We start from the raw sequence: 21,176 nt of genomic DNA, 5'->3' as shown, positions 1-21,176 counted from the left end.
ATGCGCGTGTGGATCGACGCCGACGCCTGCCCTCGGGCGGCCAAGGACCAAGTGGTGAAGTTCGCCCTCAAGCGCCAGTTTGAGGTAGTGCTGGTGGCAGGGCAAAGCCAGATCAAACCGAGCTTTGCCTGTGTGAAGCTGATCGTGGTGCCCAGCGGGCCGGATGCCGCCGATGATTACCTGGTGGAGCACGCCGTGCCCGGCGAACTGGTGATTTGCAGCGACGTGCCCTTGGCCGACCGCCTGGTGAAGAAGGGCGTGACGGCCCTTGACCCGCGTGGCAAGGAATTCAGCCCAGCGAACATGAGCGAGAGGTTGGCGGTGCGTAACCTGTTTACCGACCTGCGCGAGCAAGGCCAGATGGGCGGCGGCCCACCGCCCCACAGCGAAAAGGACAAGCAGGCGTTTGCCAATGCACTGGACCGTATCCTCACCCGCTTGATGAAGCCTCTGTAGGAGCGAGCTTGCTCGCGAAAAACGTCAACGATAACGCGGGCACTCTGGATGAACGCGGCGCTCTCAGGTTCTTCGCGAGCAAGCTCGCTCCTACAGAAAGAGGGCGTCAGTCGTTCTCGTGGGTCAACTCCAACACCCGATCCACAAGCTTGTTGATGCCTGACGCCACCTCGCTGATGTTCTTGCCCAGCATATAGGCCGGCGTACTCACCAGCTTGCGCGCCGGGTCCTCGACAATGTCCTCTACCGTGCATTCGATGTGGGTGGCGCCCATCTTGTCCAGGGCTGCCGCTGTGTCGGCATCGTTACCGATGGTGCAGGTCACGCCAGGGCCGTAGATCTTGGCGGCCAGGGCCGGCGAGATGCAGATCAACCCCACCGGCTTGCCCGCTTCGGCAAAGGCTTCAGCCAGCGCCAGCACCTGCGGGTTGATGCTGCAGCCGGCGCCTTCCACGGCAAAGTTCGACAGGTTCTTGGCCGCGCCAAAACCGCCCGGCACGATCAGCGCGTCAAAGTCTGCGGCATTGGCTTGGCCAATATCCTTCACGGCGCCGCGGGCGATGCGCGCAGATTCCACCAGCACATTGCGCGACTCGGGCATTTCTTCGCCCGTGAGGTGGTTGATCACGTGCAACTGCGCAACGTCGGGTGCAAAGCATTCCACTTGAGCGCCGCGCTGGTCCAGGCGCAGCAGGGTGATCACGCTTTCATGGATCTCTGCGCCGTCGTACACGCCACAGCCGGAAAGGATCACTGCAATCTTTTTGCTCATGGGCATTTCTCCTGATTCATGGCGTTAAATGTCTACTAATTTGTAACCTGTTGCCAATGGGATCTCACGTCGCTGCACCTAATCTTGATGTAACAAAAATAGACCGGACTCGCCCATGGACTTTGTGCCTTATGCAGTACCGTTTTTTATTGCCCTGATTGTGGTGGAGTTGTTGGCCGACCGTTGGCGTGGCGTGCGCAACTACCGAGTGGCAGATGCCATCAACAGCCTCAGCACCGGCGTGCTGTCCACCACTACCGGCTTGCTCACCAAGGGCGTGGGCCTGCTGACCTATGCGTTCGCCCTCAAGCACCTGGCGCTGTTCGAGTTGCCAGCCGAAAACGTCTGGACCTGGGTATTCGCCTTTGTGTTCTATGACTTTTGCTACTACTGGCTGCACCGAATGGGCCATGAGCGCAACATCCTGTGGGCCGCGCATTCGGTGCATCACCAGAGCGAGGACTACAACCTCAGCACCGCCTTGCGCCAGACCAGCACCGGCTTCCTGCTGAGTTGGATCTTCTACCTGCCGCTGGCGGTGGCCGGCGTGCCGCTGGTGGTGTTTATCAGTGTGGCCTCGCTCAACCTGCTGTATCAATTCTGGGTCCATACACGTCATGTTCCCAAGCTCGGCTGGGTCGAATGGCTGTTCGTCACGCCGTCCAATCATCGGGCCCACCATGCACAGAACGCTCTCTACATGGATCGCAACTACGGCGGGGTGTTCATTATTTGGGACCGGCTGTTCGGCACCTTCCAGGAGGAAGACGATAACGAGCCGGTGATTTTCGGCGTGACCACACCCCTGGCCAGCTGGAACCCGCTGTGGGCCAACCTGCAGTTTTATGCGCAGCTATGGAGTGACGCCCGGCGTACTGAACGTTGGTGGGACAAGCTGCGCATCTGGTTCATGCGCACCGGCTGGCGCCCGGCGGACGTCAATGCCCAGTACCCGCTGGCCAAGCCGGACCTGAGCCAGTTCCGCAAATTCGAGGTGCCGCTGGACGTGAGCCAACAGGTCTACATCGCCTTGCAGTTTGCGGCTTACGTGGGGTTTGGCAGCTATTTGATGAATTTCGGTGAGGGCTTGCCCACGTCGGCGCTGGCCCTCGGTTGGGGCACGATGGCGCTGGGGCTGTTTACCTTGGGCGTGGCGCTGGAGAATCGCTCATGGGCACTGAAGGCCGAGCTGGCACGCCTGGCGCTGAATGTGCCGTTGGTATGGCTGGCGCCGCTGGTGGGGTTGTGGCCCGCCAGCAACCTGGGCTGGTTGGGCCTGGCGAGCTACAGCCTGCTCAGCATCATCGGCCTCTACTGTTGCAGAAGCCGGCTTACTCGGTTGGCGTCTTAGGCGTTTGCACCGGGGCTGGCTCGTTGGCCAGCCGAGCCTTGGCCTCGGCACACGCTTGGCGGGCGATGCGGGCATTCTTGAAGCGGCGTCGCAACCACAGGCCAAAGCCCAGCACCAGCAAGGCGCCCAGTACCCACAGCTCGTATTTCTTGACGCTGCCAAGCATGCCTTCCAGCACCGCGCCGAAGTGGTAGGCCGCCGCCCCCAGTGCCGCCGCCCAGATCGCCGCGCCAATACCGTTGAGAACCAGGTAGCGCAGCGGTGGGTAGCCAGACAAGCCAATCGCCACGGGCATCACCGTGCGCAAGCCGTAGACGAAGCGGAAACTCAATACCCAGATATCCGGATGCTTGCGGATATGTTCCAGTGCCTTGTCGCCCATCAATTGCCAGCGCGGCTTGCGCGCCAGCAACTTGCGGCCGTGCTTGCGCCCCATGTAGTACCAGAGCTGGTCGCCGGCGTAGCTGCCAAAAAAGGCAACGACCACCACCAGGTTGATATCCATGTAGCCACGGAACGCCAGGAAGCCTGCGAGTACAAGGATGGTCTCGCCTTCGAAGAACGTGCCGAGAAAGAGGGCAAAGTAGCCGAAGTCATGCAGAAATTGTTGAAGCATGGTCTAGGGTGCTGGCGAAATGAACGCGCAGCCTACGCCTTCACGAAGATTCATGAAAGTATCGAGATGTGTCACGAAGTGAACAATTCCTACGCAAATGACGAATGGGACTACAGGTCGCGTCGATAAGCACAACTGTCATTCATTCGTCATAATGGCCGCTTATAACTGCAACGCTCGCCCGTAAACACGGGCTCAGGAGTCTGTCGTGAGCTTTACCCCTGCCAATCGCCTGTTCCCCGCCACCCGTCTGCGTCGCAATCGTCGTGATGATTTTTCTCGTCGCCTGGTACGTGAAAATGTACTGACCACGAATGATCTGATCCTGCCGGTTTTCGTGCTTGACGGTGAAAATCGTCGGGAAGCGGTGGCGTCGATGCCGGGTGTGGAGCGTCTGACCATTGATTTGTTGCTTGAAGAAGCGGCGAATTGGGTCGAGTTGGGCATTCCGGCGTTGGCGCTGTTTCCAGTGACCCCGGCCGAACTCAAGTCTCTGGACGCCGCCGAAGCCTGGAACCCCGATGGGATCGCCCAGCGTGCCACCCGTGCCCTGCGCGAGCGCTTCCCGGAACTGGGGGTGATCACCGACGTGGCCCTGGACCCATTCACCACCCACGGCCAGGATGGCATTCTTGACGAAGACGGTTATGTTCAGAACGACATCACCGTCGATGCACTGGTCAAGCAGGCGTTGTCCCACGCTGCGGCAGGCGCCCAGGTGGTTGCGCCGTCGGACATGATGGACGGACGCATCCAGGCGATCCGCGAAGCCCTTGAGCTGGCTGGCCACGTCAATGTACGAATCATGGCCTACTCGGCCAAATACGCCAGCGCCTACTACGGCCCATTCCGCGATGCGGTAGGCTCGGCGCTGAACCTGGGCAAGGCCAACAAGGCCTCGTACCAGATGGACCCGGCCAACAGCCTAGAGGCCCTGCACGAAGTGGCTGCCGACTTGGCCGAAGGCGCCGATATGGTGATGGTCAAGCCGGGGATGCCCTACCTGGACATTCTTTACCGGGTCAAAGAGGAATTCAAAGTGCCGACCTTTGTCTATCAGGTCAGCGGTGAATACGCCATGCACATGGCGGCAATCCAGAATGGTTGGTTGAGTGAAGGGGTGATCCTCGAATCCCTGACTGCCTTTAAACGTGCCGGCGCTGATGGCATTCTGACCTACTTCGCCGCCCGCGCCGCCCAATTGCTTAGAGAGCAACAATAGCCCTCACAGGAACACTCGATGAATACCGAAGGACTCTCAGAAGTTGCCGTAAAAGACGCTCACCCGGTGGTTGAACAAGTCGCCGAGACCCCGCCGGAGCTGGAGCCTGCACCGCCTGCGGTGGTAGCCGAAGCACCTGCGCCGGCGCCAGCGCCCGTGGTCACCAACCTGGATGACAGCAGCCTGTACATCCACCGCGAGCTGTCACAACTGCAATTCAACATCCGCGTGCTCGAGCAGGCGCTGGATGAGTCCTACCCCTTGCTGGAGCGGCTGAAATTCCTGCTGATCTTCTCCAGCAACCTGGATGAGTTCTTCGAGATCCGTGTTGCCGGCCTCAAGAAGCAGATCACCTTCGCCCGTGAACAAGCCGGTGCCGACGGCCTGCAACCGCATCAGGCCCTGGCGCGCATCAGTGAGCTGGTGCATGGCCATGTGGACCGCCAGTACGCGATCCTCAACGACATCCTGCTGCCTGAACTGGAAAAGCATCAGGTCCGCTTCATTCGTCGTCGTCACTGGACCGCCAAGATCAAGACCTGGGTGCGCCGTTACTTCCGGGACGAAATTTCGCCGATCATCACGCCTATCGGCCTCGATCCGACGCACCCGTTCCCCTTGCTGGTGAACAAGAGCCTCAACTTTATCGTCGAGCTTGAAGGTATCGACGCCTTCGGCCGCGATTCGGGCCTGGCGATCATCCCGGCGCCACGCTTGTTGCCTCGGATCATCAAGGTACCGGAGGAGGTGGGTGGCGCGGGCGACAACTATGTATTCCTGTCGTCGATGATCCACGCGCACGCTGATGACCTGTTCCAGGGCATGAAGGTCAAGGGCTGCTACCAGTTCCGCCTGACCCGTAACGCCGACCTGGCGCTGGACTCCGAAGACGTCGAAGACTTGGCCCGTGCCCTGCGCGGCGAGCTGTTCTCGCGGCGCTACGGCGACGCGGTGCGCCTGGAAGTGGCGGACACTTGCCCCAAACATCTGTCGGACTACCTGCTCAAGCAGTTCAACCTGGCCGAATCCGAGCTGTACCAGGTCAACGGCCCCGTGAACCTGACGCGCCTGTTCAGCATCACCGGCTTGGACAGCCACCCGGAGCTGCAATACAAGCCGTTCACCCCGCAGATCCCGAAACTTTTGCAAAACAGCGAGAACATCTTCAGCGTGGTGAGCAAGCAGGACATCCTGCTGCTGCACCCCTTCGAGTCCTTCACCCCGGTGGTCGACCTGTTGCGCCAGGCCGCCAAAGACCCGCATGTCCTGGCCGTGCGCCAGACCCTGTACCGCAGCGGCGCCAACTCGGAAATCGTCGATGCGCTGGTAGACGCGGCGCGTAACGGCAAGGAAGTCACTGCGGTGATCGAGCTGCGTGCGCGTTTTGACGAAGAGTCCAACCTGCAACTGGCCAGCCGTCTGCAAGCGGCCGGTGCGGTGGTGATCTACGGCGTGGTCGGCTTCAAGACCCACGCCAAGATGATGCTGATCCTGCGCCGTGAAGCCGGTGAGATCGTACGCTACGCCCACTTGGGTACCGGCAACTATCACGCCGGCAACGCCAAGCTCTACACCGACTACAGCTTGCTGACGTCCGACGACGCGCTGTGCGAAGACGTCGGCAAGTTGTTCAGCCAGTTGATCGGCATGGGCAAGACCCTGCGCATGAAGAAACTGCTGCACGCGCCATTCACGCTCAAGAAGGGCATGCTCGACATGATTGCCCGCGAGACCCAGTTTGCCCTCGACGGCAAACCGGCGCACATCATCGCCAAGTTCAACTCGCTGACCGACCCGAAGATCATCCGCGCGTTGTACAAGGCCAGCCAGTCCGGTGTGCGTATCGACCTGGTGGTGCGTGGCATGTGCTGCCTGCGCCCCGGCATTGTGGGCGTGTCGCATAACATCCACGTGCGCTCGATCATTGGCCGCTTCCTGGAGCACACCCGCGTGTTCTACTTCCTTAACGGTGGCGAAGAGCAGATGTTCCTCTCCAGTGCCGACTGGATGGAGCGCAACCTCGACAAGCGTGTGGAGACCTGCTTCCCGGTGGAAGGCAAGAAGTTGATCATGCGGGTCAAGAAGGAGCTGGAAAGCTACCTGACCGACAACACCCATAGCTGGAGCCTGCAGTCGGATGGGCGCTACGTGCGTAACACTCCGACCGGCAACCAGAACCCGCGCAGCGCGCAGGCGACGTTGTTGGAGAAGTTGGGTAGCCCGATTCTGACGGTGAACTAAAACCCAACGCAGTTCAAAAAGTGGGAGCGGGCTTGCCCGCGATAGCGGTAGGTCAGCCAAAGATGCATTGGCTGACACTCCGTCATCGCGGGCAAGCCCGCTCCCACATTTGTTTTGCAGAATGCTTTTAGAGTTGCTTAGCGCAGGTTCAGGCTGAACCCCACCCGCGTCAGCCATTCGGCTTCCTGGGCGAAGTCGGCCTGGGTCAGCTGGTTTTCATCCAGCCAGCCTTTGGGGAACATCACTTCCAGGCTGTCGCCATCGGCGTGCAGTTTGACCTGGGGCATTTCCTGGGTGCCACGGATGTGGTGGAACAGGATTGCAAAGCGCAGCAGCGCACACAGGCGGATCAGCTTGATGCCGTCTTTACCGAACTCGGCAAACTTGTCCTTGGGAATATTGCGACGATGACCGCGCACCAACAGCGCGAGCATTTGCTGGTCTTCCCGTGAGAAACCGGCCAGGTCCGAGTGTTCGATCAGGTAGGCGCCGTGCTTGTGGTAATGGTAGTGGGCGATGTCCAGGCCCACTTCGTGCACCTTGGCTGCCCAGCCCAATAGCTCGCGCCAGACGCCGTCTTCCAGGTCCCAGTCCTCGGCCACCTGGTCAAAGGCGTGCAAGGCTTTGCGCTCCACACGGGCGGCTTGCTCCAGGTCGACGTGGTAACGCTCCATCAGCGAGCTGAGGGTGCGCTCGCGCACGTCTTCATGGTGATGACGGCCCAGCAGGTCGTAGAGCACACCTTCGCGCAGGGCGCCGTCACAGTGGTCCATGCGTTGCAGTTCGAGGGCGTCGAAGATGGCTTCGAGAATTGCCAGGCCCGCAGGGAAAATGGCGCGGCGGTCGGGCTTGATGCCGTCGAAGTCGATTTTCTCTGCATCCCCCAGCTTGAACAGCTTGCGCTTGAGCCACGCCAGGCCTTCGGCGTTCACCTCGCCGGTGCCATGGCCGCCGGCTTTCAAGGCCAGGCCAATGGCGCGGATGGTGCCGGACGAGCCGATGGCTTCATCCCAGGTCAGGCGGTGCAGGGCATGTTCGATGCTCATGATTTCCAGGCGCGCTGCGGTGTAGGCCTGGGCATAACGCGCCGGGGTGATCTTGCCATCCTTGAAATAACGCTGGGTGAAACTCACGCACCCCATCTGCAGGCTTTCACGCAGCAGTGGTTCGAAACGCTGGCCGATGATGAACTCGGTACTACCGCCGCCGATGTCGGCCACCAGGCGTTTGCCGGGCGTATCGGCCAGGGTATGGGACACGCCGAGGTAGATCAGGCGCGCCTCTTCACGGCCCGAGATGACCTCCACCGGATGCCCGAGGATTTCCTCGGCGCGATGGATGAATTCGTTGCGGTTGCGGGCCTCGCGCAAGGCGTTGGTGCCAACGATACGCACCGCGCCAGGGGGCATGCCGTTGATCAGTTGCGCAAAACGCTTGAGGCAATCGAGGCCGCGCTGCATGGATTCTTCATTGAGCTTGCGCTCGTCGTCGATCCCGGCGGCCAGTTGCACTTTCTCGCCGAGCCGCTCAAGGATGCGGATCTCGCCGTTCTGGGCCTTGGCCACGACCATATGAAAGCTGTTGGAGCCCAGGTCGATGGCGGCGATCAAGGACAGATTCTTGGCTTGGGATTGCGGCATGGTTTGGGGATCTCGGTCGATAACCTTGCCATCGTGCCACGATCGACCGCTGACGCCAACGCGTTGTGCTTCGGTAATTGGGCCAATGCTGTCTGTAGGTAAATCTCTGGGAAGTGTAGGGCAGCTTCGCAAGCTTTAAGCGAATAGGTGCTCCGATACTGTAAGACGTTTTAACTGTATATCGTCGTAAGTGGCGTATGACATTGCTTACAGTGATCAGGATCATAGATCATGCCATTTCAGCGACAGGACTACTTTGCTGATAGATTAAAGCCGTTGCCTAATTTAATAGAGCCCACAGTAAATACCGCGATGTCTGATTTTTTTGCCAAGCACCAAGGCGCCAGACTGTCATTCGGCAATTCTGCCTGGGTGTTATTTATTTATAGTTTTGTGTTACGGAAGATAAAGCGTTGAGCGACGGAGTCGCAAAAACCGAAATAAAGAGCGCCTGTTAATTTCAAATGACAGGAAGAGCATGAAAAAGATTATTGGATTAACCGTCGGTATGGCGTGCCTGGTTGCGACCCTCAATGCCCAGGCAACCACCAGTGCGCAGTTGGTCGTCAGGGGCACGATTACACCGGCTGCCTGCAATCTCAGCCTGGCGGGCAGTGGCATCATCGACTACGGCACGATTCGCTCGGGCGAATTGTCCCAAACAGCGTTTAACCCGCGCGAAGAGAGGACCACTTCGCTGGTGATCAATTGCGGCACCACGCCTGCCAGGTTCGGGCTCACGTTTACCGACCTGCAAGCGGGCAGCAAGGTGACGGGCATCCTCGGCGCGGGCTTCACCGAAGCACAGAACTATGGGTTGGGTATGGTGGGCGCCCGGCGTACCGGTGGCTATTCGGTCACTCTCAGGGACCTCAGGTCTTCCGGCACGACGCTGTTTCCGATCATGCGCACTGGCCTTGGGGCCTGGTACAACAGCGATGGCAAAGTGGCCCAGTCGCCCAATCAGTACTCCTGGCGTAATGGGGTGACGATTACCCCTGCTGCTATCAGCCAATTGACCGGTACGCTCGCGGTGAAAGCGGTGATCAACAGGGCTCGGGATCTGGATTTAAGCCGTGACATTTCCATTGATGGGCGCGCCACGCTTGTATTGAGTTACATCTAAATAACTGAAAGCAGCCGATCAAGAAACTAACCCTTTCTTATTGGCTGTTTTTCTTTGGCTGCGCGATTGCCAATCGTCAACGGCATGAGTTGAGGGGAATACCGAGTGCGTGGTTTTTTAATAAGTTGTGCGCTGCTGTGGCATCTTTTTTTCAGTGCTGTTGCCGCCGCCGACGGTATGTTGCCGGAAACAACAGTGGTGGTGCTTTATGAGGAAGACGGCGAAGCCACCTTGAGTATCAAGAACACCGATGCGGGGCCGGCACTGTTGCATTCCGTTGTTGAGAATGTGCCTGAAGACCTGGAGCCGCTACTGATTGTCACACCGCCTGTCACCCGTGTGGAGGCGGGGGATACGCAGCTTGTGCGCTTTATCAGCACCTTGAAACAGCCGCTCAAGACCCAGCGGCTCAAGCGCGTGTCGTTCGAGGGCATCCCCCAAGCGCGTGCTGCCGGTGGTGCGACCATCGGCATCACCCTGCGGCAGAATTTGCCGCTGATCCTGCACCCCCAAGGCCTGCCACGGCACCACACGCCCTGGGAGTTGTTGACGTGGAAGCGCGTCGGGGACCGGCTCAGCGTCCACAACGACAGCGCCTATGTAGTGCGCCTGGCGCCAGATGTGCAACTGCTGCCACAAGGCACGCTGGCGACATTGCCGCGCACTTACATTTTGCCAGGTGAGGCATTGGTGGCGAAGGGCGAAGGTCCGTTGGGCAATGTGGCTCAAGTAGAGATCCAGCCCGCCACGGTCTACGGGTTTTCGGTAGACAACTACCGAGCGCCGGTCATCACCGATGAGGGTTGATCGGTTCATGATGATTCGCTCCAGGCGTGGCATTCCGGGTAATTCCTGGCCCGGTCGATCCACGTTGTTCATCAGTTTTGCGGCGCTCTGGAGTTTACCTGGTATCGCGACCGCGCTGGAACTCGGGGAAGGGTTTGACCTGGCGGCCCTGACAACCCACGGCATAGACCCCAAGGTTGCCGATTACTTTCGCAGTGCGGCGCGCTTTCGCGAAGGTGTCCAGGTGGTGGGGTTACGGGTCAATGGCAACCCGCTTGGGCTGGTGGATGCTCAGTTTGGTCCACAGGGGGAATTATGTTTCACCCCTGGTTTACTGGAGAAAGCCGGGCTGGTTAAACCTGGCGCAATCCTGCAGCCAGGTGCCTGGCCAGGCCAGGCCTGTCATGATTTTCTCGGCGCATTTCCCGCCACGATGGTGCGCCTGCGTCCCGGTACCGACGAAGTGGTGCTGGTGGTGCCGACCCAGGCTTTGCGCGAACCCGAGTGGCAAAGCGGGGATTTTTCCCAGGGCGGCGCGGCAGCGTTGTTCAACTATGACGTGCTGGGTTACGACAGCCATTCGCGCAGCGGGCCCAGCCGGTTCGTGTCGGCTTATACCGAAGCGGGTTTCAACCTCGACGATTGGATTGTCCGCAGCCGCCAGTTCTATGTGTCGGACAACGGCCAGACCCGTACCGAACACTTGCACGCTTATGCCCAGCGGGATATCGCCGGGTTGCGTTCGACGTTCCAGGCAGGCCAGCTCTCCAGTAATAACCCGCTGTTTGGCGGGATCCAACTGTCTGGCGTGCAGTTTTCCCCCGATGGGCAGTCCAGGACACCCGCAGGCGGCAATATCGCAGTGGTCGAGGGGTTGGCCCAAAGCCAATCGCGGGTCGAGATACGCCAGTCCGGTGTGTTGGTCCACAGTACGTTGGTGCCTGAAGGACCGTTCCGGCTGACGGGCTTGCCCCTGCTCAACGCCACCAGCGACCTTGAGGTCAGCGTGATTGATGTGCGGGGCGCCAAGCGCAGTTTCGTGGTACCGGCGGCATCATTCGCGGGGGCTGCCCCGGCGGCGCCTGGTTACTATTTATCGGTGGGCGAACTGCGCAGAACGGCGGGTGAGGAAGGGCCATCCCCGGTGATCGCCATGGGCAGTGGCACCTGGGGGCTGGGGAGTCATTCGTCTGCGGGTTTTGGCTTGTTGAGCACCGATGACTATTGGGCGGCAGGAGGGACCCTGAGCAGCGTGTTTTTCCAACGGGTTTCTGTCAACGCACGCCACAACCTGTCCCGGGACAGCCACAAGGCCGTGTCCGGCTCACGCAGCAGCCTGTCGCTGAGCAGCCCCGTCGGGGCCAATATCGACGTCAACCTCAGCGCCACCACCCAGACGCGTGGTTATCGCGAAGTCACGCAGGTGGGCCAGCCGCTCAGAGCCGATGATCTCAATTCGTACTTCAAAAACCAGTACACCGCAGGCGTGAGCTGGGCCGAACCCACGCTGGGCGTATTTTCTTTGAATTACACCCACAGCGCGCAATTTGGCGGGCAAACCAGCGAGCATGTGTTTGCCTCATGGAACAAGTCGTTTGGCCGGGCCGATGTGGCGCTGATCGCTGACTCTCAAGTGGGCGGCTCGCGGGCTCGCCAAGACGCCAACTATGCCGGTAGCCGGCGTGATCGTGCGGTAGATAACGACGTGTCCCTGCGGTTGCAGGTCAGTGTGCCGCTAGGCGGCGATCGCCGTGTGAGCAGCTACACCAGCCGCCGTGGGGAGCAATTTACTGCCGGTACTGCACTGAGCGAACGGGTCAACGAGTATGTGAACTACGAAGTAGCGGTGGAGCGTGACATGCGGGCCCGGGAGCAATCGTTGCGTGGGCAAGTGGACGTGTTGCCACGCTATGCACGAGTGGGCCTGGGCGTCAGCCACGACCCGTTGGGTAGCAGCTACACAGGCCAGTTGCAGGGGGGCGTGGTGGCTCACGAAGGCGGGCTGACCTTTTCGCCGTACAGCGTGCAGGACACGTTCGGCATCGTCTCGGTCGGCGATATCGGCTCGGCGAAAGTCGAGACGCCACAAGGCCCGGTATGGACCGACTTCAGCGGCCAGGCGGTGATCGCCGGCTTGCCGGCCTACACCAACAGCCGCGTCCAGGTACAGACCCCTTCGTTGCCCAAGCAGGTAGACCTGAAAAACGGCACCCAGGTCATTGCGGCGGGCCGAGGCTCATTCAATCACGTGGATTTTGACGTGGTGAAAGTGCGCCGGATGCTGGTGACCGCCAACGATCAGCACGGCCGGCCATTGCCTCAGGGCGCCTCGGTGTTCGGCAAGGGCAACCGCTTCCTCACCAGCGTGGTGGGCGAGGGCATGATTTTTCTCAACGACGTTTCCGAGCTGCAAAACCTGAGGGTTTCATTGCCGGACTCTTCCACTTGCCTGTTGCACATTGACCCAGAGGCCAAGCCTGACAATGACAAATTCTATGAAGCTGCATCGGCGGTATGCCAGGGTGGTTAAGCGTACCAGCCTGCCCTTGGCGCTCTCATGCGTGCTGCTGGCAACGCTCGATGCGCAAGCTGAAAATTGTCGGCTTTCGCTGAGCCCGCCGCGCATCGACTATGGCGCAATACGCCGGGATGCAGTGGTCGAAAACGCCGCTGTGGTGCTGGCCACTCGCACGTTCAACCTGTCTGTGCTCTGTGTTGAACCGGCGGTAATGGCCCTGCGCTTTGTCGCAGCGCCTGCCGATGGGCAAGGGTTTCGGTTTGGTCGTGAGGGGCGTTTTCGCTTGCGTCTCAAGCATGCCCAGGTCGACGGGCGAGCTGTCGGCTGGGTGTCTGCTCAAGCGCCTGACGAGTCGGCCAGAGGCCAGTTATTACCCGGCCAGGCCTTGGTCGCGCGCGCCGCAGGTTTGCCGGTGGCAGGGCGGCGACTCACCGCCCAGGTCGATCTCGACACCGAACTGCCCTTCGAGGCGTTGATGGTACGCGGGGAGGCCAACCTTGAAGGGCTGGGCAGTTTCGAACTGATCAGCCAGGCTGTTCCACCGAGCCAATGAAGTTGGCGAGCTCAACTGTTTGCGGGTTGGCGAACAACACCTTCGGGTCACCGGTTTCATGCACCTTGCCCTGGTGCATGAACACCAGCTTGTCGCCGACCTCACGGGCAAAACGCATTTCGTGAGTCACCATGATCAGGGTCATGCCGTCCTGGGCCAGTTGGCGCACCACGCTCAGCACTTCATTGACCAGTTCGGGGTCCAGGGCCGAGGTGATCTCATCGCACAGCAACACCTTGGGCGACATGGCCAGGGCGCGGGCAATGGCGACGCGCTGTTGCTGGCCGCCGGACAAACGATCGGGAAAGGCGTCGAATTTTTCGCCCAGCCCGACCCGGTCCAGCATCTGCCTGGCCAATTCGGCGGCCTTGGCCTTGGACACTTTCTGCACCACTTGCGGCGCCAGCATCACGTTCTCGCCCACGGTCAGGTGCGGGAACAGGTTGAATTGCTGGAACACCATGCCGACCTTCTGCCGCAGGCTGCGCAGGTCGGCGCGGGCGGCGTCGAGGTATTCGCCATCGACTTCGATGACGCCGTCGTTGATCGACTCCAGGCCATTGAGGGTGCGCAGCAAGGTGGACTTGCCCGAGCCGCTGCGGCCGATGATCGCCACCACCTGGCCTTCGTCCACCGTCAGGTCGATGCCCTTGAGTACGTGGTGATCGCCGTAATACTTATGCAGGGCAGAAATTCTAAGCAGAGGCATGCAGTCTCCTTTCCAGGTAGCGCGCACTGAGGGACAAGGGGTAACAGAGCAAAAAGTAACCGAGGGCCACCAGGCCGTAGACCATGAAGGGCTCAAAGGTGGCGTTGGCGAGCATGCCGCCTGTCTTGGTCAGTTCGGTGAAGCCGATGATCGAGGTTACGGCGGTGCCTTTGACCACCTGCACCGAGAAGCCCACCGTCGGCGCGACAGCAATACGCAACGCCTGAGGCAAGATCACATAGCGCAGTTGTTCAAACGGGTTGAGGGCCAGGCTGGCCGAGGCTTCCCATTGGCCGTGGGCAATGGAGTCGACGCAGCCGCGCCATATTTCTGCCAGGTAGGCGCTGGTAAACAGGGTCAAGGCAATCGCCGCTGCCAGCCAGGGCGATATGTCCACGCCAAGCAGGGCAACGCCGAAAAATACCAGGAACAGCTGCATCAGCAACGGCGTGCCCTGGAACAGTTCGATATAGGTGCGGGCCATATTGCGTGGGAACGCTTTGCGGCTGATACGCAGGGTCATCACCAGTAAGCCGATCAGGCCGCCGCCCACAAACGCCACCAATGACAGCAGCAGCGTCCATTGCAGGCCGGTCAGCAGGTTGCGCACGATGTCCCAGAACGAAAAATCACTCATCGGCTGTTCCTCATGACAAACCGTCGGCCGATCCAGTTGAGCAATTGGCGAATCATCAGCGCCATGCACAGGTACACCAGGGTGGTCAGGGCATAGGTTTCAAAGGCGCGGAAATTACGCGACTGGATAAAGTTGGCGGCAAAGCTCAACTCTTCAGTCGCGATCTGCGAACACACCGCCGAACCGAGCATCACGATGATGATCTGGCTGCTCAGGGCCGGCCACACCTTGCCCAGGGCCGGCAGCAGCACCACATGGCGGAACGCCTCGAAGCGCGTCATTGCCAGCGCCGCGGCCGCCTCCAGTTGCCCGCGTGGGATGGCCTGGATGCCCGCACGGATGATCTCGGTGGAGTACGCCCCCAGGTTGATCACCATCGCCAGCACGGCGGCTTGCCACTCGGTGATTTTCAACCCCAGGGACGGCAGGCCGAAGAAAATAAAGAACAGTTGCACGAGGAACGGCGTGTTGCGGATCAACTCGACATACACCCCAAAAATCCACGCAAACGGCTGGATCTTCCACGCCCGTACCACGGCACCGACGGTGCCCAGGGCCACTCCGAGGACGGCGCCAATAGCCGTCAGCTCAAGGGTGAACAGCGCTCCGCGCAGCAGCAGGTCGGTATTGGCCAGCACCGGCACAAAGTCGAATTGATAGGCCATCTTTGAGCTCCGCGTCAGAGATCGGCAGGCAGCGGTTCTTTGAGCCACTGCATCGCGTTTTTCCCAAGGCTGCCGTCAGCCTTGGCTGCCACCAGGATCTGGTTGACCTTTTCCAACAGCGCCGGCTCGTTCTTGTTCACGCCCACGTACACCGGCGAGTCCTTGAGTTTCACCTTCAGTGCCGGTACGCGTTTGGGGTTGCGTTCGCTGATGGCCACCATGACCACGTTGCCGCTGGCGATCAGGTCCACTTGGCCGGCCAGGTAGGCGGCGATGGTGGAATTGTTGTCTTCAAAGCGCTTGATCGTGGCTTCCTTGGGCGCTACCGCGGTCAGCTCGATGTCCTCGATGGCGCCACGGGTTACGCTGATGGTCTTGCCCTTGAGGTCGTCGAGGCTGACGATGGCGGCGTCAGGCGGCCCAAACACGGCAAGGTAGAACGGCGCGTAGGCGTTGGAGAAGTCGATGACCTTTGCGCGCTCGGGATTCTTGCCCAGGCTGGAAATAACCAGATCGACTTTGCCGGTGGTGAGGAACGGGATGCGGTTGGTGCTGTTCACCGGGGTCAGTTCCAGCTTGACCTTGAGTTGGTCGGCCAGCAACTTGGCGGTGTCGATGTCCAGGCCCCGGGGTTGCATGTCCGGACCCACCGAACCAAACGGTGGGAAGTCCTGGGGCACGGCAACCTTCAGGGTGCCCCGGGCGACGATGTCATCCAGACCATTCGCCTGGGCGGGTGCCTGGCTCAGCATCAGGCTGGCAAACAGGGCAGTGAGCAGGGCGCTGTAGCGCTTGGTCATGGCAACTCTCCGAAAATGGCGAAGGAATTTTCTGAGTTTGCCCAGTGCACAGCCCATGCCAGCACTGCTCGGATCGTCTGCAAGGCTGATGGTTGTTGAGGTGTACAGGTCTTACTGGTCTGAACAGTGGCCAGGGATTTCGCACCCTTTTCGAGCGTCGGCAAAAAGCGGCGAGCCCCTTTGGGGCGTGGCTTGCAGCCGGCCCTGAATAGTTTTACAACGGTCACACACGCTATCGGGAACCCTGAGCTTTTTATGAATTCCATTGCCCAAGCCGTACCGGAAGCGGCCTTGCAGGCCATCCGCAAACTGATCAAGGAGCAGGGCTTCGGGCCGGGCGACGCGTTGCCGTCCCAGCGCGACCTGGCCCTGCAATTGGGGGTGAGCCGGGCGTCGTTGCGTGAGGCGCTGTCGTCCCTCAGCGCTTTGGGCGTGGTCAGCGTGCAGCCGGGCAAGGGCGTGTTCGTGCAGGACGTGCAAGAGGCGCCGGGGTTCGCCTGGCCCTTTGCGGCGCAGGCCACGCCGCCGGATATCTTCCAGTTGCGCTACGCCTTGGAGGGGTTTGCGGCGGGCTTGGCAGCGGTGACACTAACCCTCGATGCATTGGACAGCCTGCAAGACAATGTTCAAGCCATGCGCAAAGTGCTCAAGGCGGGCGATTTCGAAGCGGCTGCCCGCCTGGACTTCGAGTTTCACCAGCGCATTCTGCTGGCCAGCGGTAACCAGGCCATGGTGAGCATCCTCAGCGCCAGTGCCGAGGTGTTTCTGGAAAGTCAGAAGCTACCGTTCATCCGGCCGGAACGGGCCATGGAAACCTGGCAGGAACATCGCAGAATCCTGCGCGCCCTGGCCCGCCGCAGCAGTACGGCGGCGCAGAAAACCATGCAGGAACATATACGTAATGCAGCGTTGCGCACGGGCATTGCGTTCGTGACGCCCGCTACGCCGTGACGGGGTCATACCCACACTCATTCAAGTTCATAGCAAGACTCAATCAGACGCGGCTTCCTGAACAGGGGAAGGGCGGCTATGATGGGCAACGTTTTTTTTGCTTACAATCCGGAGACATCCATGAGCAGCGATCTTATCAAGCACGTCACCGACGCGACCTTTGAAGCCGAAGTCCTCAAGGCTGACGGCCCGGTGCTGGTTGACTACTGGGCTGAATGGTGCGGCCCTTGCAAAATGATCGCTCCGGTCCTGGACGACATTGCAACCACCTATGCAGGCAAGCTGACCATTGCCAAGCTGAACATCGACGAGAACCAGGAGACCCCGGCCAAGCATGGTGTGCGTGGTATCCCGACCCTGATGCTGTTCAAGAACGGCAACGTCGAAGCGACTAAAGTGGGCGCGCTGTCGAAGTCCCAGCTGCAAGCTTTCCTCGACGCGAGCATCTAAGCGTCGTCAAAAAAGCCCCGCAAATTGCGGGGCTTTTTCGTGAAACAGGGCTAGACGCTCCGAAATCCAGGTGGTACATTCGGCCCCGCAGTGGTTTCTCCACTGCCCCCTGCAAGCCGTCGCCGACGCATTCCTTTTCGATTAGTACGCGATCCTGTCGCCTTCTCTGCGGCGCGGCCTCATTAAGCCAAAAGCTTAATTTCCCCCCTCCATAAATGATTACGTCATTCCTATATGAATCTGACTGAACTCAAGCAAAAGCCGATTACCGACCTGCTCCAACTGGCCGAAGAAATGGGCATAGAAAATATGGCCCGTTCGCGCAAGCAGGACGTGATTTTCTCCCTGCTCAAGAAGCACGCGAAAAGCGGCGAGGAAATCTCCGGTGATGGCGTGCTGGAGATTCTCCAGGACGGCTTCGGCTTCCTCCGCTCTGCAGACGCGTCCTATCTCGCCGGCCCAGACGATATCTACGTCTCGCCGAGCCAGATCCGTCGCTTCAACTTGCGCACCGGTGACACCATCGTTGGCAAGATCCGTCCTCCGAAGGAAGGCGAGCGTTACTTCGCCCTGCTCAAGGTCGACACGATCAACTTCGATCGCCCCGAGAACGCGAAAAACAAGATTCTCTTCGAGAACCTGACTCCGCTGTTCCCGACTGTGCGCATGAAGATGGAAGCCGGTAACGGCTCCACCGAAGACTTGACCGGCCGTGTGATCGACCTCTGCGCTCCAATCGGCAAAGGCCAGCGTGGCCTGATCGTCGCACCGCCGAAAGCCGGTAAGACCATCATGCTGCAGAACATCGCCGCGAACATTGCACGTAACAACCCTGAAGTTCATCTGATCGTGCTGTTGATCGATGAGCGTCCGGAAGAAGTGACCGAAATGCAGCGCACCGTGCGCGGCGAAGTGGTTGCCTCGACGTTCGATGAGCCGCCAACCCGCCACGTGCAGGTTGCGGAAATGGTGATCGAAAAGGCCAAGCGCCTGGTCGAGCACAAGAAAGACGTGGTGATCCTGCTCGACTCCATCACCCGTCTGGCCCGTGCCTACAACACCGTGATCCCGAGCTCCGGCAAGGTGCTGACCGGTGGTGTCGATGCCCACGCCCTGGAGAAACCGAAGCGTTTCTTCGGCGCTGCGCGCAACATCGAAGAAGGCGGCTCGCTGACCATTATCGCCACCGCGCTGGTTGAAACCGGCTCGAAGATGGACGAAGTGATCTACGAAGAGTTCAAGGGTACCGGCAACATGGAACTGCCTTTGGACCGTCGCATCGCTGAAAAGCGTGTGTTCCCTGCGATCAACATCAACCGCTCCGGCACTCGCCGCGAAGAGTTGCTGACCGCAGACGACGAACTGCAGCGTATGTGGATCCTGCGCAAGCTGCTGCACCCGATGGACGAAGTTGCGGCCATCGAGTTTCTGATCGACAAGCTGAAAACCACCAAGACCAACGACGAGTTCTTCCTGTCGATGAAACGCAAGTAATACAGCGTTTCAGGTCCAAAAAAATGGCGTCCTTAATGGGGCGCCATTTTTTTTGCGTCGAGATTCTGCGATTTTTGTGGCATAAGTATCCGTTAAGTAACAAAAATTGACGCGTGACTTCGCTCATCCCTTTCGTCGCAGACTGACCACATTCTTATGACCACCCTTGCTTACCGCAGAGACATCGACGGCCTGCGTGCCATCGCTGTCCTTGCAGTCGTGTTGTTTCACTTTGGTGTACCTGGCATTACTGGCGGTTTTGTTGGCGTTGACGTGTTTTTCGTCATTTCCGGCTTTCTGATCACGTCAATTATTTGGCGTGAGCGTCAGGCCGGCCGCTTCAGCTTCATCGACTTCTGGGCCCGCCGCGCCCGGCGTATCTTGCCGGCCCTGTTTGTGATGATCGCGGCGACGCTGGCAGTGGGTTGGTTTCTGTTGGCGCCCAAGGACTATGAAGAGTTGGGGCGGTCTGCGCACTATCAGGTGACCTTTACCTCGAACCTGCTGTTTTCACGCCAGCACGGCTACTTTGATGCCTCATCCGACATCAAGCCATTGCTGCATACCTGGTCGCTCGCAGTAGAAGAGCAGTTCTATATTTTCTTCCCGTTACTGCTGACCTTGCTCTCCAGTCGCTTGAAGCACTGGCGCCTGGCATTGTTCGCGGTGCTGCTGGTGTCGTTTGGCATGAGCGTCTGGGCGGTTCAGCATGAGCCGCAGAAAGCTTTCTTCCTGTTGCACCTGCGGGCCTGGGAACTACTGGCCGGTGCGATGCTGGCGGTGCAGCCCAAGCGTGAATGGCGCGCCTCGCCGGCCTTGGCTCAAGGGGTCAGCCTGGCTTCCCTGGCATTGATCCTCATCGCTGTATTGGGTTACGACGCGAAAACGCCGTTCCCAGGCGCGACCGCGTTGTTGCCTGTGCTGGGTGTGGTCGGGTTGATCTGGGCCAACGGTCAGCAACAGACCTGGGTCGCTCGCCTGTTGGGCACGCGGATCATGGTGGGCATCGGGCTGATCTCTTATTCCTGGTACCTCTGGCACTGGCCGGTATTCGTGTACGCCAACTATGCCGCGGTGGATGGCTTGAGCGCGCTGGAACTGGCGGGGCTGATGCTGCTTTCGCTGGTGCTGGGCTATCTGTCCTGGCGTTTCGTGGAAACGCCGTTTCGGGAAAAACGTTTGCTGGCTTCGCGTAAGGCGATTCTGGCGTCAGCCATGGTCGGCATTCTGGGGCTGGGTTTCACTGGCCTTGCGATACGCGAAGCTGACGGCGTGCCTTCGCGCTTGTCCGAACAGGCGTTGCGTTTTGCCCAAGCCAAGAAGTGGAGCCCGGACCTGCTGGCGTGCATGGCCGACAAAGATACGCCCGATGAACGCTTGTTCTGCCATTTCGGCCCCAAAGGCCAATCGGTTTCAGCGTTGGTATGGGGTGACAGCCACGCCACCGCGCTGATACCGGCACTCAAAGAGGGCGCTGATCGCCACGATATCAGCCTGGTCGAAGCCAGTTTTGCCGGCTGTATTCCCCTCGATGGCCTGGAAAATATTGCCCGCTGCGCGCATTTCAACCGTCGCGTCGAGAAGGCCATGGCTGAGCAGACGTTCAGCGATGTGGTGTTGGCCGCCCGCTGGAGCCTGTATGTGTATGGGCAAATGTCCGGTGACAAGGAGCATGCGCTCAAGGACCCTGGCACCGGCCAGTATGTGCGTGCCGTCGCCGAACAACGCTTTGCCCAGGGCCTGCGCGAGCGCATCCAGGGCTTGCGCGCTGCCGGGCACAAGGTCTGGCTGGTCAAGGAAGTGCCGCTGCAGGAAATCATCGTGCCTTACCGTCTCAGCCGCCTGGCCATGATGAACCGGCCCGTGGACGGTGAAGGGCTGGCCGTGGCCGAGCATGTGAAGCGCCAGGCCTTTATCACGCACTTGTTTGATGAATTGGCGGCTGCCGACAGCGGTGTCGCGGTGCTGGACCCCGCGCCATTGCTGTGCGGCGCCGATGGGCTGTGCCGGGTCGAACTCAATGGCCGCGCGCTGTATACCGACGATAACCATCTTTCAGACGTCGGCGCGCGACACATCGAAGCCTTCCTGGAGCCGTTGTTCAGTTCGTTGCAATCACGCGGATTGACGGCCAATTAAGCTGCCAGCCGCCCTCAGAGCAGGTAGGATGTACGCCTATTTTACGGGTG

At 60.0% G+C, this 21,176-nt stretch carries 19 protein-coding genes and 1 pseudogene; 13 read left to right on the top strand and 7 right to left on the bottom strand.

Annotated features, from left to right (window positions below; genetic code table 11):
• Together E1K68_RS26730 and E1K68_RS28000 are read left to right on the top strand one after the other, a co-directional pair.
• Positions 1 to 456, top strand: coding sequence for a YaiI/YqxD family protein (locus E1K68_RS26730; protein ID WP_014720436.1), 456 nt, complete (start codon positions 1 to 3; stop codon positions 454 to 456).
• 8 nt (positions 457 to 464) lie between these two features.
• Positions 465 to 551, top strand: a pseudogene (locus E1K68_RS28000) (outer membrane lipoprotein carrier protein LolA); the annotation flags it as partial.
• 11 nt (positions 552 to 562) lie between these two features.
• Here the strand turns inward: E1K68_RS28000 and elbB are convergent.
• Complete coding sequence (elbB, locus tag E1K68_RS26725) at positions 563 to 1,228, bottom strand: isoprenoid biosynthesis glyoxalase ElbB (protein WP_003195362.1); 666 nt, start codon at positions 1,226 to 1,228, stop codon at positions 563 to 565.
• Positions 1,229 to 1,343: 115 nt separating this feature from the next.
• Here elbB and E1K68_RS26720 point away from each other — a divergent pair, with 115 nt between their 5' ends.
• Positions 1,344 to 2,579 (top strand): sterol desaturase family protein, encoded by a 1,236-nt coding sequence (locus E1K68_RS26720; RefSeq protein ID WP_034134037.1) that lies wholly within the window; start codon positions 1,344 to 1,346, stop codon positions 2,577 to 2,579.
• On the opposite strand, the gene E1K68_RS26715 is transcribed toward E1K68_RS26720, so the two are convergent.
• The gene (locus E1K68_RS26715; RefSeq protein ID WP_034134036.1) at positions 2,560 to 3,195 is read right to left on the bottom strand and encodes a DedA family protein; all 636 of its coding nucleotides are present in this window, start codon (positions 3,193 to 3,195) and stop codon (positions 2,560 to 2,562) included. The genes E1K68_RS26720 and E1K68_RS26715 overlap by 20 nt on opposite strands.
• 208 nt (positions 3,196 to 3,403) lie before the next feature.
• Between E1K68_RS26715 and hemB the strand changes: the two genes are divergently transcribed.
• Positions 3,404 to 4,417 carry a porphobilinogen synthase gene (hemB, locus tag E1K68_RS26710; protein WP_003195355.1) on the top strand — a complete coding sequence of 338 codons (1,014 nt, stop codon included), beginning with the start codon at positions 3,404 to 3,406 and terminating at the stop codon, positions 4,415 to 4,417.
• A gap of 18 nt (positions 4,418 to 4,435) precedes the next feature.
• A complete protein-coding gene (ppk1, locus tag E1K68_RS26705) occupies positions 4,436 to 6,658 on the top strand; it encodes a polyphosphate kinase 1 (RefSeq protein WP_003195353.1) in 2,223 nt (740 codons plus the stop codon).
• A gap of 137 nt (positions 6,659 to 6,795) precedes the next feature.
• On the opposite strand, the gene ppx is transcribed toward ppk1, so the two are convergent.
• The gene (gene ppx, locus E1K68_RS26700; RefSeq protein ID WP_003195352.1) at positions 6,796 to 8,298 is read right to left on the bottom strand and encodes an exopolyphosphatase; all 1,503 of its coding nucleotides are present in this window, start codon (positions 8,296 to 8,298) and stop codon (positions 6,796 to 6,798) included.
• A gap of 478 nt (positions 8,299 to 8,776) precedes the next feature.
• Here ppx and E1K68_RS26695 point away from each other — a divergent pair, with 478 nt between their 5' ends.
• From E1K68_RS26695 to E1K68_RS26680, 4 genes are all read left to right on the top strand, one after another.
• Positions 8,777 to 9,424 (top strand): DUF1120 domain-containing protein, encoded by a 648-nt coding sequence (locus E1K68_RS26695; RefSeq protein WP_169912789.1) that lies wholly within the window; start codon positions 8,777 to 8,779, stop codon positions 9,422 to 9,424.
• 105 nt (positions 9,425 to 9,529) lie between these two features.
• On the top strand, positions 9,530 to 10,231 hold the full coding sequence (locus E1K68_RS26690) for a fimbria/pilus chaperone family protein (protein ID WP_206666379.1): 702 nt from the start codon (positions 9,530 to 9,532) through the stop codon (positions 10,229 to 10,231).
• Positions 10,232 to 10,238: 7 nt separating this feature from the next.
• On the top strand, positions 10,239 to 12,740 hold the full coding sequence (locus tag E1K68_RS26685; RefSeq protein WP_212614844.1) for a fimbria/pilus outer membrane usher protein: 2,502 nt from the start codon (positions 10,239 to 10,241) through the stop codon (positions 12,738 to 12,740).
• Positions 12,706 to 13,281: a hypothetical protein gene (locus tag E1K68_RS26680; protein WP_232964698.1), complete on the top strand. Its 576-nt coding sequence runs from the start codon at positions 12,706 to 12,708 to the stop codon at positions 13,279 to 13,281. Before E1K68_RS26685 ends, E1K68_RS26680 begins: the two co-directional genes overlap by 35 nt.
• Here E1K68_RS26680 and E1K68_RS26675 read toward each other — a convergent pair.
• From E1K68_RS26675 to E1K68_RS26660, 4 genes are read right to left on the bottom strand one after another with little or no spacing between them, the layout of a single operon-like run.
• Positions 13,253 to 13,990 carry an amino acid ABC transporter ATP-binding protein gene (locus tag E1K68_RS26675; RefSeq protein ID WP_003195343.1) on the bottom strand — a complete coding sequence of 246 codons (738 nt, stop codon included), beginning with the start codon at positions 13,988 to 13,990 and terminating at the stop codon, positions 13,253 to 13,255. The two genes, E1K68_RS26680 and E1K68_RS26675, sit on opposite strands and share 29 nt — an antisense overlap.
• On the bottom strand, positions 13,977 to 14,627 hold the full coding sequence (locus tag E1K68_RS26670) for an amino acid ABC transporter permease (protein WP_003195341.1): 651 nt from the start codon (positions 14,625 to 14,627) through the stop codon (positions 13,977 to 13,979). Before E1K68_RS26670 ends, E1K68_RS26675 begins: the two co-directional genes overlap by 14 nt.
• Positions 14,624 to 15,292 (bottom strand): amino acid ABC transporter permease, encoded by a 669-nt coding sequence (locus tag E1K68_RS26665; protein ID WP_003195339.1) that lies wholly within the window; start codon positions 15,290 to 15,292, stop codon positions 14,624 to 14,626. The genes E1K68_RS26670 and E1K68_RS26665 overlap by 4 nt, the downstream gene beginning before the upstream one ends.
• A gap of 14 nt (positions 15,293 to 15,306) precedes the next feature.
• Positions 15,307 to 16,092, bottom strand: coding sequence for a transporter substrate-binding domain-containing protein (locus E1K68_RS26660; protein WP_003195337.1), 786 nt, complete (start codon positions 16,090 to 16,092; stop codon positions 15,307 to 15,309).
• A gap of 255 nt (positions 16,093 to 16,347) precedes the next feature.
• Here E1K68_RS26660 and E1K68_RS26655 point away from each other — a divergent pair, with 255 nt between their 5' ends.
• From E1K68_RS26655 to E1K68_RS26640, 4 genes are all read left to right on the top strand, one after another.
• Positions 16,348 to 17,043, top strand: coding sequence for an FCD domain-containing protein (locus E1K68_RS26655; RefSeq protein WP_034134033.1), 696 nt, complete (start codon positions 16,348 to 16,350; stop codon positions 17,041 to 17,043).
• A 120-nt stretch (positions 17,044 to 17,163) separates the two neighbouring features.
• Entirely contained in the window at positions 17,164 to 17,493 is a 330-nt protein-coding gene (gene trxA, locus E1K68_RS26650; RefSeq protein WP_003195333.1) for a thioredoxin TrxA, read from the top strand.
• Between the two features lie 234 nt (positions 17,494 to 17,727).
• Positions 17,728 to 18,987: a transcription termination factor Rho gene (rho, locus tag E1K68_RS26645; protein WP_003176825.1), complete on the top strand. Its 1,260-nt coding sequence runs from the start codon at positions 17,728 to 17,730 to the stop codon at positions 18,985 to 18,987.
• 156 nt (positions 18,988 to 19,143) lie between these two features.
• Positions 19,144 to 21,126 (top strand): acyltransferase family protein, encoded by a 1,983-nt coding sequence (locus E1K68_RS26640; RefSeq protein ID WP_094774720.1) that lies wholly within the window; start codon positions 19,144 to 19,146, stop codon positions 21,124 to 21,126.
• The last annotated feature ends 50 nt before the right edge of the window (positions 21,127 to 21,176 follow it).

The organism is Pseudomonas sp. B2021 (assembly GCF_018135665.1).
In the GTDB taxonomy this organism is placed as follows: domain Bacteria; phylum Pseudomonadota; class Gammaproteobacteria; order Pseudomonadales; family Pseudomonadaceae; genus Aquipseudomonas; species Aquipseudomonas lactis.
This window is presented reverse-complemented; position numbering and strand designations above follow the sequence as displayed.

Coding starts and splice junctions, on each gene's coding strand:
- ppx (WP_003195352.1), bottom strand. CDS start 8,298: ATGCCGCAATCCCAAGCCAAGAATCTGTCCTTGATCGCCGCCATCGAC.
- E1K68_RS26655 (WP_034134033.1), top strand. CDS start 16,348: ATGAATTCCATTGCCCAAGCCGTACCGGAAGCGGCCTTGCAGGCCATC.
- ppk1 (WP_003195353.1), top strand. CDS start 4,436: ATGAATACCGAAGGACTCTCAGAAGTTGCCGTAAAAGACGCTCACCCG.
- E1K68_RS26730 (WP_014720436.1), top strand. CDS start 1: ATGCGCGTGTGGATCGACGCCGACGCCTGCCCTCGGGCGGCCAAGGAC.
- E1K68_RS26660 (WP_003195337.1), bottom strand. CDS start 16,092: ATGACCAAGCGCTACAGCGCCCTGCTCACTGCCCTGTTTGCCAGCCTG.
- E1K68_RS26695 (WP_169912789.1), top strand. CDS start 8,777: ATGAAAAAGATTATTGGATTAACCGTCGGTATGGCGTGCCTGGTTGCG.
- E1K68_RS26675 (WP_003195343.1), bottom strand. CDS start 13,990: ATGCCTCTGCTTAGAATTTCTGCCCTGCATAAGTATTACGGCGATCAC.
- E1K68_RS26715 (WP_034134036.1), bottom strand. CDS start 3,195: ATGCTTCAACAATTTCTGCATGACTTCGGCTACTTTGCCCTCTTTCTC.
- E1K68_RS26665 (WP_003195339.1), bottom strand. CDS start 15,292: ATGGCCTATCAATTCGACTTTGTGCCGGTGCTGGCCAATACCGACCTG.
- rho (WP_003176825.1), top strand. CDS start 17,728: ATGAATCTGACTGAACTCAAGCAAAAGCCGATTACCGACCTGCTCCAA.
- E1K68_RS26720 (WP_034134037.1), top strand. CDS start 1,344: ATGGACTTTGTGCCTTATGCAGTACCGTTTTTTATTGCCCTGATTGTG.
- E1K68_RS26640 (WP_094774720.1), top strand. CDS start 19,144: ATGACCACCCTTGCTTACCGCAGAGACATCGACGGCCTGCGTGCCATC.
- E1K68_RS26685 (WP_212614844.1), top strand. CDS start 10,239: ATGATGATTCGCTCCAGGCGTGGCATTCCGGGTAATTCCTGGCCCGGT.
- E1K68_RS26680 (WP_232964698.1), top strand. CDS start 12,706: ATGAAGCTGCATCGGCGGTATGCCAGGGTGGTTAAGCGTACCAGCCTG.
- trxA (WP_003195333.1), top strand. CDS start 17,164: ATGAGCAGCGATCTTATCAAGCACGTCACCGACGCGACCTTTGAAGCC.
- E1K68_RS26670 (WP_003195341.1), bottom strand. CDS start 14,627: ATGAGTGATTTTTCGTTCTGGGACATCGTGCGCAACCTGCTGACCGGC.
- elbB (WP_003195362.1), bottom strand. CDS start 1,228: ATGAGCAAAAAGATTGCAGTGATCCTTTCCGGCTGTGGCGTGTACGAC.